This window comes from Carboxydocella sp. JDF658 (assembly GCF_002049395.1).
Taxonomy (GTDB): domain Bacteria; phylum Bacillota.
In genome coordinates this window covers 18810-33093 of record NZ_BDLR01000050.1, presented here as the reverse complement: position 1 = coordinate 33093, position 14284 = coordinate 18810, and the positions used below count along the sequence as shown (strand labels likewise).

The following is a 14284-nucleotide window of genomic DNA, read 5'->3' as shown; positions in this document are numbered from 1 at the left end:
GGATGAAAGAACTAATGCGAAAAGTTGCCAGAAAATCACCGTGGTTGTACCGCATAAATGCAGGATCCTGTAATGGCTGTGATGTGGAACTGGCAACCACGGCATGCATTCCCCGTTATGATGTTGAGCGCCTGGGCTGTAAGTATTGTGGGAGCCCAAAGCATGCTGACATCGTGTTGATTACCGGACCTCTTACTGCCCGGGTTAAGGAAAAGGTTTTGCGTCTTTACGATGAAATTCCTGACCCTAAAGTGACGGTAGCTATCGGTGTGTGTCCGATATCTGGAGGAGTGTTTAGAGACAGTTATGCTATTGCCGGGCCGATTGACAACTTTATTCCGGTAGATGTAAATGTGCCTGGCTGTCCTCCCAGACCCCAGGCGATTATTGATGGGATAGTTGAAGCCATCAAAATTTGGGAAACCAGGCTGTAAAGGAGAGTCACCCATGGCTTCTTTTTTAAAAATAGCTATTCGCAATTTGTTCAAGAAACCGTCTACTGACCCTTATCCCTTTGGTGAAACTTTTGTTCCCAAGGGACTGAGAGGTAAAGCCCAGTATAATGCCAGGGCCTGTGTGGCCTGTAGAATGTGTGAGTACGTTTGCGCAGGGGGAGCAATCCAAATCAGGGAAGTGGCCGATAAAAGCGGCCTGGAGTTCATACTCTGGCATAATACATGTACCTTTTGCGGCCTTTGCGAACATTACTGCCCTACTAAAGCAATTCGCTTAACTGAAGATTATCATACAACTCACAGGCAAGAGGACAAATACAGATATGTGGAAAAAGGCTTCATTAAATATGTAAATTGTGCCCGGTGTGATACACCGATGGTGCCGATAGCCCCTGAGCTATTTAATGTAGCTTTTGAACAAGTTAACACGGATATTGAAAAATTAAGGCATTTATGCCCCAAATGCCGCCAGGAACGGGCCCTTTGCTGAGAAGAGGAGGAAACAGGATGAAGCGGGATATTCAGGAGGAATTTGCAGAAAAATTAGCCCGGGTAGTGGGTGATGGATTCTCCTTGCGCTGGGAAACAGATTCTAAGGGAGTGGTTACTGGTTGGTGCAGGCTCCGTGACCACCGCCATATTACAAACGTGGCTTTGATAGTGGCAAGCCTGGGCGGCCGGGTAATTACTATTACAGCTTATAAAACTAAAGATGCTCAACAGAGAGATGGGCATGAAATCGCCTACCATTTTGATCTGGATGGTTGTACTTGTACAGTTACGATTGAAATACCCCGTGATAGTGGTAAAGTCAATTCCATTACTCCGATATTAAAAAGTGCTGATTGGACGGAACGCGAATTGCAAGAATTATATGGTATTGAAGTGGTCGGCCATCCCAATCCCAGGAGATTGTTCCTCGATGAAACTATTGATGAAGGAATAATGGATAAATTGATTCCTTTATCAGTTGCTATGAATGGAGCAACCAGTAAAACTTTGTGGGAAAAGGTCCTTGCAGCTATTTCCCAGGAGGGGGATATTAAATGAGCACTTATACAATCCCCGTAGGCCCGCTGCATGTGGCGCTGGAAGAACCGATGTATTTCCGGGTACAGGTTGAAGGAGAGACTATCGTGGGCATGGATATAACGGCAGGGCATGTGCATCGCGGTATGGAATATTTGGTAATGAAGCGAAATATTTACCAAAATCTAACTTTAATTGAACGTGTTTGTTCCCTCTGTTCCAACAACCATCCCTTTACCTACTGTATGGCCCTTGAAAAAATTGCCGGTATCAAAATTCCGGAAAGAGCTGAATATCTAAGGGTTATTGCTGATGAAATAAAGAGAATAGCTTCTAACTTGTTTAATGCTGCTATGCTGGCTCATATCATAGGCTTTGATTCATTATTTATGCATGTCATGGAGTTACGGGAGATAGTCCAGGATGCTAAAGAGACTGTTTATGGCAATCGGATGGATTTGGCCGCAAATTGCATTGGCGGCGTAAAATATGACCTCTCCGATGAAAAGATTAAATATCTGAAGCAGCAATTAGATAAGTTGAAAAAGCCACTGGAAGAAATTATTGACATCTATATGAACAATAAGTTTGTGCGCGCTCGGACTGAAGGAGTAGGGATTTTACCTAAAGAGGAAGCCATTCGCTATGGCGTGGTTGGTCCTGTAGCCAGAGGGTCCGGGATAGATTATGATGTGCGGGTCAAGAGTCCTTATGCTGCTTATGACAAGATTAAATTTAATGTTGCTGTCGAGAATGGTTGTGATGTTAGAGCAAGAGCCATAGTCAGGTTGAGGGAAATTCAGGAAGCTATCAATATCATGGAACAATGTCTAAAAGAATTGCCTGACGGTCCAACTTGTATAGATTATTTGCCGGAGATACCTGCCGGGGAAGCTGTAGCCAAGTCAGAAGCGCCGCGGGGAGAATTGATTTATTATCTCCGCACAAACGGCTCTGATATGCCGGAACGGATTAAATGGCGGGTGCCTACTTATATGAACTGGGAAGCGCTCAATGTGATGATGCCAGGAAATAAGGTCTCTGACATATCGCTTATTATTTGCAGTATTGATCCCTGTATCTCCTGTACCGAAAGATAATGAAAGGATGCGGCGCCATGCATGAGATGGCGATAGTGGATAGTCTTTTCCAGATTATCAATGTCAAGGTAAAAGAGCATCAAATTAGAAAAGTCTTAAAAGTGAAACTTAAGGTTGGCGAGATGACAGCGGTGGAAGATCTGACTTTAACTGCCTGTTTTGAGGCTTATGCTCAAAACACCGTTGTCGAGGGCGCGGAGCTGGTTATTGAGCGGGTGCCCCTGCAGGGAAAATGTCGGCAGTGTACCAGTGTGTTCCGGGTTTCCAATTACAATTTCCAGTGCCCGCAATGTGAGAGCAGATTTGTAGAGATCGTTGCCGGAAGGGAGTTGTACATTGAGGACCTGGAAGTAGAAAAATAGCTCAAACGGAAAGGAGGTGAACCTCGATGGCGAGAGCTAAAGAGAATTTCTTTATTTACGCCGATCCCCAAAAGTGTCTGGGTTGCAAGAATTGTGAGATTGCCTGTGCTGTGGCTCATGCAGGTTGTGATCTACAAACTGCCGTAACCCAGGGCTTGCAATTACAGCCAAGAAACTCGGTGGTTCAAGTTGAGGACATGGTTATGCCCATTCAATGCAGACAATGTGAAGACGCGCCTTGTGCCCACGCCTGCCCTACCGGAGCAATCTACGAAGAGGATAGGTTTGTTAAAATTAATGAAAGTAATTGTATTGGCTGTAAAGTGTGCACTATGGTTTGCCCCTTTGGAGCTATTATTGTAGCTAAAGACATAACAGATGAAGGTACTCACAGAACCCAAAAAGGTAAAGCCAGGAAATGTGATCTTTGTTTTAGCAGGACGCAGGATAGCGATGAATTTACCTGCGCCTGTGTAGAGGCCTGTCCTACCAAAGCAATCATGCTGGTAGATTACGAAAGTTATCGTAAGAAACTTATTGAAGACAGAGGAAAGGAACTGGTAAGGGCTCATGCTCATTCAAAGAACCATGGCCTAATGCGGAAATAAGCAGGGGGAGAGATTATGAGTAAGATGAAAAATACCATAGATCCTGCTGTCAACTATTTGCTACCTTTAGCAAAAAAGGCGGGAGTTGAAACTGTTTGGGATCGTTTTGCAGTTATGAAGCCCCAATGTGGTTTCGGAGAGCTGGGCGTCTGCTGCCGCATTTGCTGGAAGGGACCGTGTCGTATCGATCCTTTTGGCAATGGTCCCCAGAGAGGTGTTTGTGGGGCTGATGCCCACACCATAGTGGCACGCAACCTGGCTAGAATGATGGCTGCAGGTGCTGCTTCCCATTCCGATCACGGTCGCCACATCGCCTTAACTTTATTAGAAGTTGGCGAAGGCCATGCACCTGCGTACCGGATTAAAGACGAGCAAAAGTTAAGAAATATAGCGGAAAAATTAAACCTGGCACCGGCAGGCAAAGATATACGGCAAATAGCAAAAGAAGTGGCTCAGGCTTCCCTGGATGATTATTCGCGGCAAAAGCGCAGCATACCCTGTAACTGGGCCAAAGTGACCATGACAGCTGAACGGGTGGAAAAACTGGTAGATCTGGAGGTTATGCCCCATAACATTGATGCTGTTATCGCTGAGATTATGGCCCGAACTCATGTGGGTTGTGATGCCGATGCAGCCAACATTTTGCTCGGCGGATTAAAGGGAGCACTGGCTGATTATACCGGTATGTGTTTGTCAACTGAGCTGTCTGATGTCCTATTTGGTACCCCTGAACCGGTAGTTACTCAGGCCAACCTTGGCGTGCTGAAGGAAGATGCTGTTAACATTGCGGTTCACGGTCATAACCCGTTACTTAGTGAAATTATTTGTGATGTCGCGTTGAAAATGAATGAAGAAGCCAAGAAAGCCGGGGCCAAAGACGGTATTAACATAGTGGGTATTTGTTGTACGGGTAATGAGGTGATGATGCGACGGGGGATTCCGCTGGCTACTAACTATCTATCCCAGGAAATGGCCATAGTTACAGGCGCTGTAGATGCGATGGTCGTAGATGTGCAGTGCATTATGCCTGCTCTTACCAGTGTAGCGGAGTGTTTCCATACTGAAGTAATCACCACTATGCCTGTAAATAAAATCACTGGCGCCACTCACATAGAGTTTCGGGAAGAATCGGCTGTGGAAAGCGCCAGGAAAATCGTAGAAGTGGCAATTGAGGCCTTTAAAAGACGGGATAAGCGCAAGGTCAACATTCCTGACTACAAGCAAACAGCCATTGCCGGTTTCAGTGCCGAGGCAATTCTAGCGGCCTTAAGCAAGCTAGATGCCAAAGACCCGTTAAAGCCATTGATAGATAATATCGTTAACGGTAATATTCAAGGAATTGCGTTGTTTGCAGGATGTAACAATCCTAAGGCGATCCAGGACAATAACTTTATCACCATTGCGAAAGAGCTGGCGAAAAATAACGTCCTGATGCTGGCTACTGGTTGTGGAGCCGGTACCTTTGCTAAAACCGGTTTAATGACTCAGGAGGCAACCGAGGCTTATGCCGGTGAATCCTTGAAAGCTGTACTCACTGCTATTGGCAAGGCAGCCGGATTAAACGGACCTTTGCCTTTAGTACTGCATATGGGATCTTGTGTAGATAATTCCAGGGCCGTTAATGTAGCCGTAGCTATAGCTAACAAGCTGGGAGTGGATTTAGATAAACTGCCTCTTGTCGCCTCTGCTCCTGAGTTTATGTCGGAGAAGGCAGTAGCTATTGGGACCTGGGCAGTTACTCTGGGAATACCAACCCATATTGGAATAGTACCCCAGATTATGGGTTCCCCGGTAGTGGCTGAATTTTTAACTGAAAAAGCAAAAGAGTTGCTGGGTGGCTACTTTATAGTAGAAACCGATCCAGAACAAGCCGCTGCTAAACTAGTTGCCGCTATTAAGGAAAGACGTAAGGGTTTAGGGATTTAAATTTTGGTTAATGGGACAGGATTAGGGCTCTTTGGAGCTCTAATCCTGTTCTGATAGAGAGGAAGGTTAACTATGAAAATAGCAGTTACAGGTAAAGGCGGAGTAGGAAAAACTACAATTTCCGGGGTTTTAGCCAGGCTTTTTGCCGATGAAGGTTATCGGGTTTTAGCTGTAGATGCTGACCCGGACGCAAACCTTGCTTCAGCTCTGGGTATACCTGAGTCGCTTTACAAAACAATAACCCCCTTTTCTAAAATGAAAAAGTTAGCGGAAGAACGTACCGGAGCCAATGGGGGCTATGGTTCCTTTTTCATTTTAAACCCCAAAGTGGATGATTTGCCTGAGAAATATTGTCTGGAACATCAGGGTGTTAAATTACTGGTTATGGGCACTGTTGAACAGGGTGGCAGCGGTTGTGTTTGTCCGGAGCATACTTTACTTAAGCGATTAATGAAACATCTCCTGATTGAAAGAGACGAAGTGGTAATTATGGATATGGAAGCCGGAATTGAGCATCTTGGTCGGGGTACGGCTGAGTCGGTAGATGCTTTGTTAGTTGTAGTAGAACCAGGTCGGAGAAGTATTCAGACCGCTAACCAGATCAGGAAATTGGTTGAAGATCTTGGGATCAAAAAGGTCTTTGCTATAGGTAGTAAAATAGCTGATGAGGCGGATATTCGCTTTATTAAAGACAGTTTGGCTGATTTTGAGCTGCTGGGTTTTGTTTCTTTAAGTGAAGATATCAAACAGGCTGATTTGGAAGGAGTTTCTCCTTATGATATCGGTGGCACGATAGTTGAGGAAATCAGGTCAATCAAGGACCAGTTGCTGGCAAGATTGAACAGTTGAAGTCGGCCGTAATACCAGGTGAAAAAATATGACCATTATGTCGAAACTTGCTGGAATTTTTGGCAAGGAATTGCTGTAATCGTGCCGAATAAACTTCCCTGTGAGAAAAAGAGAAAAATATCACAGGGGAGGCGGGAGGGTTGACCGGAAGACTGAAGCAACTGCTGGCAGGCTGGCTGGGGCTATTGCTGACCCTGAACAGTCTGCCTTTGCTTTGGGCGGCAGAAATGCCGCGAGATATCAAGGGCCACTGGTCAGAAGCCGTTCTGCTGCGGCAGTGGGAGCGGGGGATACTCACCGGCGAACGGCAAAAGGAAGGCTTTTATCTCCGGCCCAACCGGCCGGTCAGCCGGGCGGAGCTGGTGGTGGTGCTGCTGCGTAACGGCTATGTGCTGGCGCAGCCATTAGCAAAAGAGCCGGTGTTGCCCGGGGACAGCCGGGGCCACTGGGCAGCCCCTTATCTGGCACAGGCGCAGGCTCAGGGGCTGTTAAAAGGCTATCCCGACGGCAGCTTCAAGCCTGACAGACAGGTAACCAGAGCCGAACTGGCCGTCTTGTTGGCCCGGCTGCCGGGCCTGCCAGCAAAGGGGAGCGGTGACGGTAAGAAGCTGCCACAGGATGTCCGGGGGCACTGGGCAGAGGAGGAAATCAAGCGTCTGGTGACAGCAGGCATAATCCAGGGCTATCCGGACGGCAGTTTTCAGCCGGAGCGGGCGGCCAGTCGGGCCGAAGTGGCGGTGTTGCTGGATCGCCTTTGGCCGGCCCATACACCTCCTGATCAGGATGGCGATGGCCTTAATGACGGGCTGGAGGTCCGGCTGAACACCAATGCTCAGCTTGTGGACAGTGATTTTGATGGGGTAAGGGATGGAGAAGAGGGGCAACTGGGGCTAGATCCGCTGCGACCAGATAGTGATGACGATGGCCTCAGTGACCAGGAGGAAATTCTGCTGCAGACTGATCCGCGGCGGCGGGATAGTAATGGCAATGGACGCAGTGATGGGGAGGAACTCTACCCGCAGACTTATTACAGGGCGGACAAGCCTCTGCAACCGGCTATTTCAGCCTTGCTGCCGGCGCCCGCGATTTACGCGCTGGCGGTCAGGGAGAAAGGGACCAAAGAGAGTTTGGCCCTGCAAAACAATCCTGCTCTGTTAGGATCGGCCCTGGAGGTTATTGCTGCCCCCAGGCGACAGGGAAGCATCACCTTGCAGGCAGATCTGGCACTGGCAGCAGCTGGAGGGGCGGCCAATTTGCTGGTAGCCCATTACCGGCCAGAACGGGGGCAGATGGAGTATTTTTCACCCCGGATACTGGAAGATGGGCGAATCCGGGTGGAAGCTGTGGAGCTGGCAGGCACCTGGTATCTGGTAGATAGGCGGCGTCTGGGACAGGCGGTTTCCCGGGAGGAACTGAAAGAGAGGGATGTGCTGTTACTGGTGGATGCTTCCGGCTCCATGGGTACAGTGGATAAAGAAGGCTACCGGCTGGAACTGGCTGCTGACCTGGTGCAGAGATTGGGGGCTGCTGATCGAGTGGCAATAATGGCCTTTACCGAAAAAACTGAATTATTAGTACCACTGACCGTGGATAAGGCCAGGATCCGGACTGCCCTGACCGGGATCGGCAGTGATGGGGATACTGATCTGCAGGGGGCAGTGGCAGCGGGGATAGATTACATGCTCAGGGAAGGCCGCCCGCAAGCGGAAAAATCCATTGTCCTTTTTACAGAGGGACACAATACCCGACCGGAGGTATTATGGGAACTGGGCGAGAAGTCAGGTAGCAGTGGGATCAGGATTCACACCCTGGGCCTGGGCGTTGGGGTGCATGGAGTGCTGCGGGACCTGGCGGAAGCCAGTGGTGGTCAGTATCAGGATGACTGGCATGGGGAGGAACTGCTGGCTTTGTATCCCCCCGCTCCGGCAGAGGACAGGGATGGAGATGGTTTGCCTGATGGGGAAGAAAGGCAGGGCCTGTTGACCCAATACGGCCAGGTTATTTTTACCGATCCGGAGCGAGCAGATACGGATGGGGATGGCTTAACTGATGGAGAGGAAATGGGTATCAGCCAGGCCAAACCTTTCGGGTTGACAGCACAGATGGCAGTTCCAGGGTATAATATTCAGTCCAATCCTTTATTCCCGGATACAGATGGAGATGGCTTGCCGGACAAGGAGGATCCCAGGCCCCAGGTACCGGACTGGCCGATTCTGGTATTATTGCATGGTTTATTTTCTGACCGCACTATCTGGGGAATGTATAAAGACAGGGAGCATATCGCTCCTGACAGTTTCCTGGGTTACTGGCGGGAAATGGGCTATAATCTGGAGCAGGTACTTGCCTATCAGTATCCTTCAACAGAACATGTCAGCAGGGTGGCGGCCAGTCTGGCCGCAGCCTTACCAGTTGAAGAAAAAAAGCGACATCCCTATGGCAAAAGCTATTGTTATCTGCTATTAGGCCATAGTAAAGGAGGGCTGGTGGCCCGTTATGTAGTGGAGCACAGTCTGTTCCGGGGGCGACCGGTGCTGGGGCTTTTCACACTGGGAACCCCGCACTGGGGCTGGTCACTGCTGAGCGGTTTTTACAATGACCTGGCCCCGGATAGTGAATTGTTTGTTGTCCAGGAAAGAGAGCCCCTGAAGCGCATTTGTCAGCCATTGACGGGCAAGCCGCTGGGAGTACCATATATTCCGCTGGCAACTGAGTACAATTCCTGGACGGAAAAACTGGTAATAGCTGACGAGGAGGTAGCAGCTTTGAAAAAAGCCGGAGACTGGGTGGTGGGCAATACCAATGCTCTGGCGCAGGGTATTCCGGCCCGCAAGCGTTACCTCCTGCGCACTCCGGAGAAATATTATCACTGGGAAAGTCACCACAATTCTCTGGTCTGGGCCACTGTCTGGCAGGAAACAGAAAAAATTCTGGGCAGCAATTAGCTTCATGCCTGTGCATGAGGCTTCTTTTTTTGCTCATACTAATGCCAGGAGGTGAAAGGCTGTGGAAAATCGCTATCGCATTGCCTTTTTTACACTGCTGGCGGTTGTAATCATCGGGCTCTTATTGACTATTAATTTTGCCTATGGGGACAGGCCCCGCTTTTGTTCCAATTGTCATCTGATGCAGGGGGAATATCGCACCTGGGCAAGTTCGGTCCATCAAGGAGTAGGGTGTAATGACTGTCATGCTCCCCATGAGTGGCCCCGGAAATGGTGGTTTAAAAGCAAGGCTGGCCTGGGGCATATTTATCGCAATACTACGGGACAGTTTCCGGCGGTGCTGCGGGCTACTCCTCAGAGCCAGGAAGTGATTCAGGCCAATTGTATTCGCTGTCATAAAGGGACATTGCAGAAAATCAATACGGAACAGAAATGCTGGAATTGTCACCGGGGAACCCCGCATGGACAAATGCTGGAAAGGGTGAAAGAAGGATGAATTTTTCAATGCGCACTAAAGGAATAATCTTGCTGGTTTTAGCTGGCCTGGTCCTCTGGGCTGCCGGTTGTGCCGGGCCGGAGGGGCCAAAGGGACCGGAAATCAAGAAAGGTGCTATCAAGGAAGAAACCTATGATCCCTCCGAATGGGGCAAGGTCTATCCCCTGGAATATGAGACCTATCAAAAAAATAAACTGGCGGAGCGCACCAAATATGGCGGATCAGTTAAATACTCAAAATTTACTACAGAGCCGGAAATCAAGGAATTGTTCAAAGGCTATGGTTTCAGTATCGACTATAACGAGGAACGGGGACACGTATATTCACTGGAAGATATTCGTGCCACCAAACGGAAAAAACCCAGTGCCTCTTGCTGGACCTGCAAATCGGCGCAAGTACCCAAGTTAATCCGCGACATGGGGGATAAGTTTTTTACCAGTGATTTTGAGGAAGTAGGGAAGAAGATCAATGTCCCCATCAGCTGTGCTGACTGCCACGACCCGGAAACTATGAACCTGCGCATTACCCGGCCACCATTTGTGGAGGCTATGAAGGAACGGGGGATTGATGTTACCAAAGCCAACCGCCAGGCCATGCGCAATTATGTCTGTGGCCAGTGCCATGTGGAGTATTATTTCCGCAAGGATAACAAGAAAGTGGTATTTCCCTGGAAAAACGGGCTGGAACCGGAGCAAATCGAGAAATATTATGACCAGTATGAGGGGGGCCCTTTCTTCGACTGGGAGCACCCGGATTCCAAAGCCAAATTGCGAAAAGTCCAGCATCCCGAATTCGAAACTCATATGACAGGTATCCACGGTAAAGCGGGAGTGACCTGCGTGGATTGCCACATGCCCTATTTACGGGATAAGAATAAAGTCAAATATTCTTCTCACTGGTGGACCAGTCCCCTGAAAGATGTGGAGCGCTCCTGTGCCGTTTGCCACCGGGCTCAGAAACCGGAATGGTTCAAGGAAATGATTTACCGGATTCAGGACCGGACCTGGGCGTTGCAACAGCGGGCAGCTCAAACCCTGGTGGAGGCTCACCAGGCTGTAGCCGCGGCTGAAAAAGCCGGACGCCCGGCAGCTGACCTGGAAGCCGCCCGGCGCTTGATCGTGCAGGCTCAGTGGCGCTGGGACTGGGTGGCAGCGGAAAACTCCCGCGGTTTCCACAACCCTGACCAGGCGCTAACAGTCCTGGGACAGGCTATTGACCTGGCCAATCAGGCTATCAAAAAAGTTAAGTAAAAGAAGTAGCCCTGACCTGTACAAACATCGGTCAGGGCTTTATAATTTTGATAGCAAGCAAGAGAGAGGTGAAGGGATGTTTAAAGCAGCAATGCTGTTTATTCTGGCCGGTCTGGCGGAAATCGGGGGTGGCTATCTGGTCTGGCTGGCCTTGCGGGAGCAAAAGGGCTGGTTCTATGGAATCGCCGGGGCGACTATCCTCATTCTCTACGGTATTCTCCCCACCCTGCAGGAGTTTCCTTCCTTCGGGCGGGTTTACGCCGCTTACGGTGGTGTATTTATCGCCCTTTCGCTGCTCTGGGGCTGGGGGATTGATGGCAGACAGCCCGATTTCTGGGATGGGCTGGGTGCGGCCATAGCATTGCTAGGAGCTGGTATTATCCTCTATGCACCCCGGGGTTAATCCCCCTTGTCTTTAACTAATTAAAACACTAATATATTGCAGAAGCGATGAGAATGGCGTATAATGGCAGGTGAACAGGCAGTGAAGGAGGGGGACCATGAACTATCGGTCCAAACTGGAACATCCACTGGTTGACCGGCTGTTTGACGCCATTTTGTTATTGCAAAACCGGGAGGAGTGCTATCGGTTTTTTGAGGATATCTGTACGGTGGCGGAAATCCAGGCCCTGGCCCAGCGCCTGGAGGTGGCCAGATTGCTGGAAGCCAATGCCACTTACGGGGAAATTGCGGAACAGACCGGGGCCAGCAGTGCCACTATCAGCCGGGTCAAACGGGCCCTCTATTACGGTGCTGATGGTTATAAGCTGATTTTGCGCCGTCTGGCCGAGGAGAAAGGGGAATAGAGATGGAGAAAGAAAAATTCTGGCGCATACCGGCAGGAGTGCGAGACTGGTTGCCGGGGGAAAGAGCCAGCCGCAGGCAGCTGGAGGAGGTTATGACCCGGACTTTTGCCCTCTGGGGTTATCGGGAGGTGGCCACTCCCACCCTGGAATACTGGGATAGCATCAGCCTGGGCCTAAATGATGAGGGCAGGGAAGTCATCAAGTTAATTGACCGCAATGGCGATATTCTGGCCCTGCGGTCGGACTGGACCACTCCAATTGCCCGGCTGACGGCCAGTCGCCTGGCCCAGTGGCCCTTGCCCCTGCGCCTTTTTTACAGTGGCCAGGTTTTTACCCAGGTAGAACCGCAGGTAGGGCGCTGGCGGGAGTACGGCCAGGCCGGGGTGGAGCTGATCGGCTTGCCGGGAGGCTGGGCTGATGGGGAAGTAGTGGCCCTGGCTGCTGAAAGCCTGCTGGCCGCCGGCTTAAAGGAATTTCAACTGCATCTGGGACACATGGGACTACTGCAGGGTCTGATGGCTGAACAGGGCCTGACTCCTGAACAGGAGAGGGAAGTGAAAGCCGCTGTGTCCAGAAAAGACCTGGTGCGGGCGGAACAGCTGCTGGGTCGGGGAGCGGAACTGCTGACCCTGCGGGGAGGCCGGGAGATGCTGGTGCGGGCAGAGCAGCTGACCAGGGGACCGGAAGCGGCTCAGGCTCTGGCCGAGCTGGGGGAAACCATGGACTACCTGGAGGCTTATGGCCTGGCGGAACGGATTGTCCTGGACTTCAGCCTGCTCAGAGGGCTGGATTATTATACCGGTGTAATTTTTGAAGGCTTTGCCCCCGGCCTGGGCTTCTCCCTTTGCGGAGGCGGCCGTTATGATGGGCTGCTGGCCCGCTTCGGGCAGCCGTTACCTGCTACTGGCTTTGCCATAGGCTATGAACGGCTGCTCCTGGCTCTGGAACGGCAGGGAGTAAATAGACAGGGGATGGATACCGAGGTACGGTTACAGCGGAGGGAAAAGAACTGGACAGAAGTGCTGGCTGAGGCCAGAAGGCGCCGGGCAGCAGGGGAGATAGTGATAGTGGAGGGATAAACTATGCTCAAGAAAATGGCAGCCTGGTTGGCCACCAGTCAGGGCCTATCGGCAGAGGACGAGGAAGTGCTCCTTTACTCCTTGACCATCCTTACCACTACCCTCGGTAATATTCTGGGCCTGGCCCTGCTGGCCTGGCTGCTGGACACCGGGTGGGAAACCCTGGCTGTAACTCTGCCAGCAGTTACCCTGCGCATGTGGGCCGGAGGTGGCCATGCCACTGCCCCCTGGCGCTGCGTTATGGTAGGAACTACCGTAATGGCTCTGCTGGCCTGGCTAACCCGGACGGCCGCAGAGAGACTGGAGCCAGCAGTGCCTGTGCTGATCATGCTGGCTGCCCTTGCCATCTGGCGCTATGCACCGGCGCCGGCCCCCAGCAAGCCGCTGGGCAGCCGGCAACAGGCGGAGAAACTGCGGCGGCGGGCTTTAGTTACCCTGATCTTCTGGGTCAGCACAATTCTGTTATTCTGGCTGCTGGCAGTACCGGCCTGGTTGACTGCCGGGATGGCCTTAGGTATGTTCTGGCAGGGGTTGACGGTAGTGCCGCCTGTTTACCACTGGCTGGGCAAATATTTTTAGATACCAGCAGGATTTTTGCTATATTTTGTCGAAAATCCATTTAGAGAGTATAAATAGCGACAGCCCGGCCCCTGTTCCGAGGAGGCGATGGACCCATGTCGAAGCGGATCTTGAGCGGGTTGGTTAATGTGCTGTTGTTGCTGGCACAGGCTAATGTGGATATAACCAGTAGTCTGTTTGTCTATGAACCCGAAGTGCCGAAAAAATTGAGGAAATAGGGCGAGTTTCTTGGGCTGTCGCTATTTTAAAAATAAACAAGAAGAGGGAGAAAATGCAGTTACAGGTTTTGTTACTATCCTGGTGGCCGGCCATAGCAGCCTATTTGTTATTGTTTACTACCTTGCTGGGCAAGCGGGGAACATTGCTGCAGGTACTGGGCTTGGGCCTGGTGCTGGCCCTGGCAGATGGTGTTGTTGCTGCCCTGATTAAACGCGCGGGCCTTCCTTATGGTTTGCATATTCCTGTTTCTTTGGCCTTGATGGCTTTAGGGGGCAGCATTGTTTGGAGGCGTGTCTGGTTTAGCCTGGTTGTGGCAATATTAAGCTATCTAACCATGATAGTTATTGACATTTTTACCGGAATACTGGTTGTAAAAATCTTAAATCAACAAAATTTTTTACAAAAAGCTTTAAATGATTGGCGTTTAATGATTTTAGTTGGTCAGTTACAAATGATTCCTGTTTATCTGGCTGCCTGGTGGACCGGACGCCGACGGATAGTCTGGTTCGACCTGTACCAGCGCAGGATTCGTGGATAAAAGGATGGGGAGAAATGCCTTCCAGACAAATCAGCCGCAAAGTGGC

The 14284-nt window shown here is 50.5% G+C and carries 17 protein-coding genes; all 17 read left to right on the top strand.

Features of this window, described 5'->3' with window-relative positions; genetic code table 11:
• Positions 1–2 precede the first annotated feature (2 nt).
• The 17 genes from JDF658_RS09150 to JDF658_RS09070 all read left to right on the top strand — a co-directional run bounded on the left by JDF658_RS09150 (position 3) and on the right by JDF658_RS09070 (position 14238).
• Positions 3–434, top strand: coding sequence for an NADH-quinone oxidoreductase subunit B family protein (locus JDF658_RS09150; protein WP_078665965.1), 432 nt, complete (start codon positions 3–5; stop codon positions 432–434).
• 13 nt (positions 435–447) lie between these two features.
• Complete coding sequence (locus JDF658_RS09145; RefSeq protein ID WP_079907328.1) at positions 448–945, top strand: 4Fe-4S dicluster domain-containing protein; 498 nt, start codon at positions 448–450, stop codon at positions 943–945.
• Positions 946–962: 17 nt separating this feature from the next.
• Positions 963–1505 carry an NADH-quinone oxidoreductase subunit C gene (locus JDF658_RS09140; protein WP_078665967.1) on the top strand — a complete coding sequence of 181 codons (543 nt, stop codon included), beginning with the start codon at positions 963–965 and terminating at the stop codon, positions 1503–1505.
• On the top strand, positions 1502–2584 hold the full coding sequence (locus tag JDF658_RS09135; protein WP_079907326.1) for a nickel-dependent hydrogenase large subunit: 1083 nt from the start codon (positions 1502–1504) through the stop codon (positions 2582–2584). The genes JDF658_RS09140 and JDF658_RS09135 overlap by 4 nt, the downstream gene beginning before the upstream one ends.
• A gap of 17 nt (positions 2585–2601) precedes the next feature.
• Entirely contained in the window at positions 2602–2946 is a 345-nt protein-coding gene (hypA, locus tag JDF658_RS09130; RefSeq protein ID WP_078665969.1) for a hydrogenase maturation nickel metallochaperone HypA, read from the top strand.
• A 26-nt stretch (positions 2947–2972) separates the two neighbouring features.
• Positions 2973–3554: a 4Fe-4S dicluster domain-containing protein gene (locus tag JDF658_RS09125; RefSeq protein ID WP_079907324.1), complete on the top strand. Its 582-nt coding sequence runs from the start codon at positions 2973–2975 to the stop codon at positions 3552–3554.
• A 15-nt stretch (positions 3555–3569) separates the two neighbouring features.
• Positions 3570–5480 (top strand): anaerobic carbon-monoxide dehydrogenase catalytic subunit, encoded by a 1911-nt coding sequence (gene cooS / locus JDF658_RS09120; protein ID WP_078665971.1) that lies wholly within the window; start codon positions 3570–3572, stop codon positions 5478–5480.
• Between the two features lie 72 nt (positions 5481–5552).
• Positions 5553–6329, top strand: coding sequence for an AAA family ATPase (locus JDF658_RS09115; protein ID WP_078665972.1), 777 nt, complete (start codon positions 5553–5555; stop codon positions 6327–6329).
• 140 nt (positions 6330–6469) lie between these two features.
• Positions 6470–9271 (top strand): S-layer homology domain-containing protein, encoded by a 2802-nt coding sequence (locus JDF658_RS09110; protein WP_079907322.1) that lies wholly within the window; start codon positions 6470–6472, stop codon positions 9269–9271.
• A 61-nt stretch (positions 9272–9332) separates the two neighbouring features.
• Positions 9333–9767 carry a NapC/NirT family cytochrome c gene (locus JDF658_RS09105; RefSeq protein ID WP_078665974.1) on the top strand — a complete coding sequence of 145 codons (435 nt, stop codon included), beginning with the start codon at positions 9333–9335 and terminating at the stop codon, positions 9765–9767.
• Between the two features lie 8 nt (positions 9768–9775).
• Entirely contained in the window at positions 9776–11017 is a 1242-nt protein-coding gene (locus JDF658_RS09100; RefSeq protein ID WP_242946642.1) for an ammonia-forming cytochrome c nitrite reductase subunit c552, read from the top strand.
• Between the two features lie 76 nt (positions 11018–11093).
• Positions 11094–11420, top strand: a complete 327-nt coding sequence (locus JDF658_RS09095) for a YnfA family protein (protein WP_078665976.1) — start codon at positions 11094–11096, stop codon at positions 11418–11420.
• 97 nt (positions 11421–11517) lie between these two features.
• Positions 11518–11823, top strand: a complete 306-nt coding sequence (locus JDF658_RS09090; RefSeq protein WP_078665977.1) for a YerC/YecD family TrpR-related protein — start codon at positions 11518–11520, stop codon at positions 11821–11823.
• 2 nt (positions 11824–11825) lie between these two features.
• Positions 11826–12902, top strand: a complete 1077-nt coding sequence (gene hisZ, locus JDF658_RS09085) for an ATP phosphoribosyltransferase regulatory subunit (protein WP_079907321.1) — start codon at positions 11826–11828, stop codon at positions 12900–12902.
• Positions 12903–12905: 3 nt separating this feature from the next.
• On the top strand, positions 12906–13481 hold the full coding sequence (locus JDF658_RS09080) for an accessory gene regulator ArgB-like protein (protein ID WP_079907320.1): 576 nt from the start codon (positions 12906–12908) through the stop codon (positions 13479–13481).
• Positions 13482–13576: 95 nt separating this feature from the next.
• Positions 13577–13699, top strand: a complete 123-nt coding sequence (locus tag JDF658_RS09075) for a cyclic lactone autoinducer peptide (protein ID WP_079907319.1) — start codon at positions 13577–13579, stop codon at positions 13697–13699.
• Between the two features lie 53 nt (positions 13700–13752).
• The gene (locus JDF658_RS09070) at positions 13753–14238 is read left to right on the top strand and encodes a hypothetical protein (RefSeq protein WP_079907317.1); all 486 of its coding nucleotides are present in this window, start codon (positions 13753–13755) and stop codon (positions 14236–14238) included.
• The last annotated feature ends 46 nt before the right edge of the window (positions 14239–14284 follow it).

Coding starts and splice junctions, on each gene's coding strand:
- JDF658_RS09150 (WP_078665965.1), top strand. CDS start 3: ATGAAAGAACTAATGCGAAAAGTTGCCAGAAAATCACCGTGGTTGTAC.
- JDF658_RS09145 (WP_079907328.1), top strand. CDS start 448: ATGGCTTCTTTTTTAAAAATAGCTATTCGCAATTTGTTCAAGAAACCG.
- JDF658_RS09140 (WP_078665967.1), top strand. CDS start 963: ATGAAGCGGGATATTCAGGAGGAATTTGCAGAAAAATTAGCCCGGGTA.
- JDF658_RS09135 (WP_079907326.1), top strand. CDS start 1,502: ATGAGCACTTATACAATCCCCGTAGGCCCGCTGCATGTGGCGCTGGAA.
- hypA (WP_078665969.1), top strand. CDS start 2,602: ATGCATGAGATGGCGATAGTGGATAGTCTTTTCCAGATTATCAATGTC.
- JDF658_RS09125 (WP_079907324.1), top strand. CDS start 2,973: ATGGCGAGAGCTAAAGAGAATTTCTTTATTTACGCCGATCCCCAAAAG.
- cooS (WP_078665971.1), top strand. CDS start 3,570: ATGAGTAAGATGAAAAATACCATAGATCCTGCTGTCAACTATTTGCTA.
- JDF658_RS09115 (WP_078665972.1), top strand. CDS start 5,553: ATGAAAATAGCAGTTACAGGTAAAGGCGGAGTAGGAAAAACTACAATT.
- JDF658_RS09100 (WP_242946642.1), top strand. CDS start 9,776: ATGCGCACTAAAGGAATAATCTTGCTGGTTTTAGCTGGCCTGGTCCTC.
- JDF658_RS09095 (WP_078665976.1), top strand. CDS start 11,094: ATGTTTAAAGCAGCAATGCTGTTTATTCTGGCCGGTCTGGCGGAAATC.
- JDF658_RS09090 (WP_078665977.1), top strand. CDS start 11,518: ATGAACTATCGGTCCAAACTGGAACATCCACTGGTTGACCGGCTGTTT.
- hisZ (WP_079907321.1), top strand. CDS start 11,826: ATGGAGAAAGAAAAATTCTGGCGCATACCGGCAGGAGTGCGAGACTGG.
- JDF658_RS09080 (WP_079907320.1), top strand. CDS start 12,906: ATGCTCAAGAAAATGGCAGCCTGGTTGGCCACCAGTCAGGGCCTATCG.
- JDF658_RS09075 (WP_079907319.1), top strand. CDS start 13,577: ATGTCGAAGCGGATCTTGAGCGGGTTGGTTAATGTGCTGTTGTTGCTG.
- JDF658_RS09070 (WP_079907317.1), top strand. CDS start 13,753: ATGCAGTTACAGGTTTTGTTACTATCCTGGTGGCCGGCCATAGCAGCC.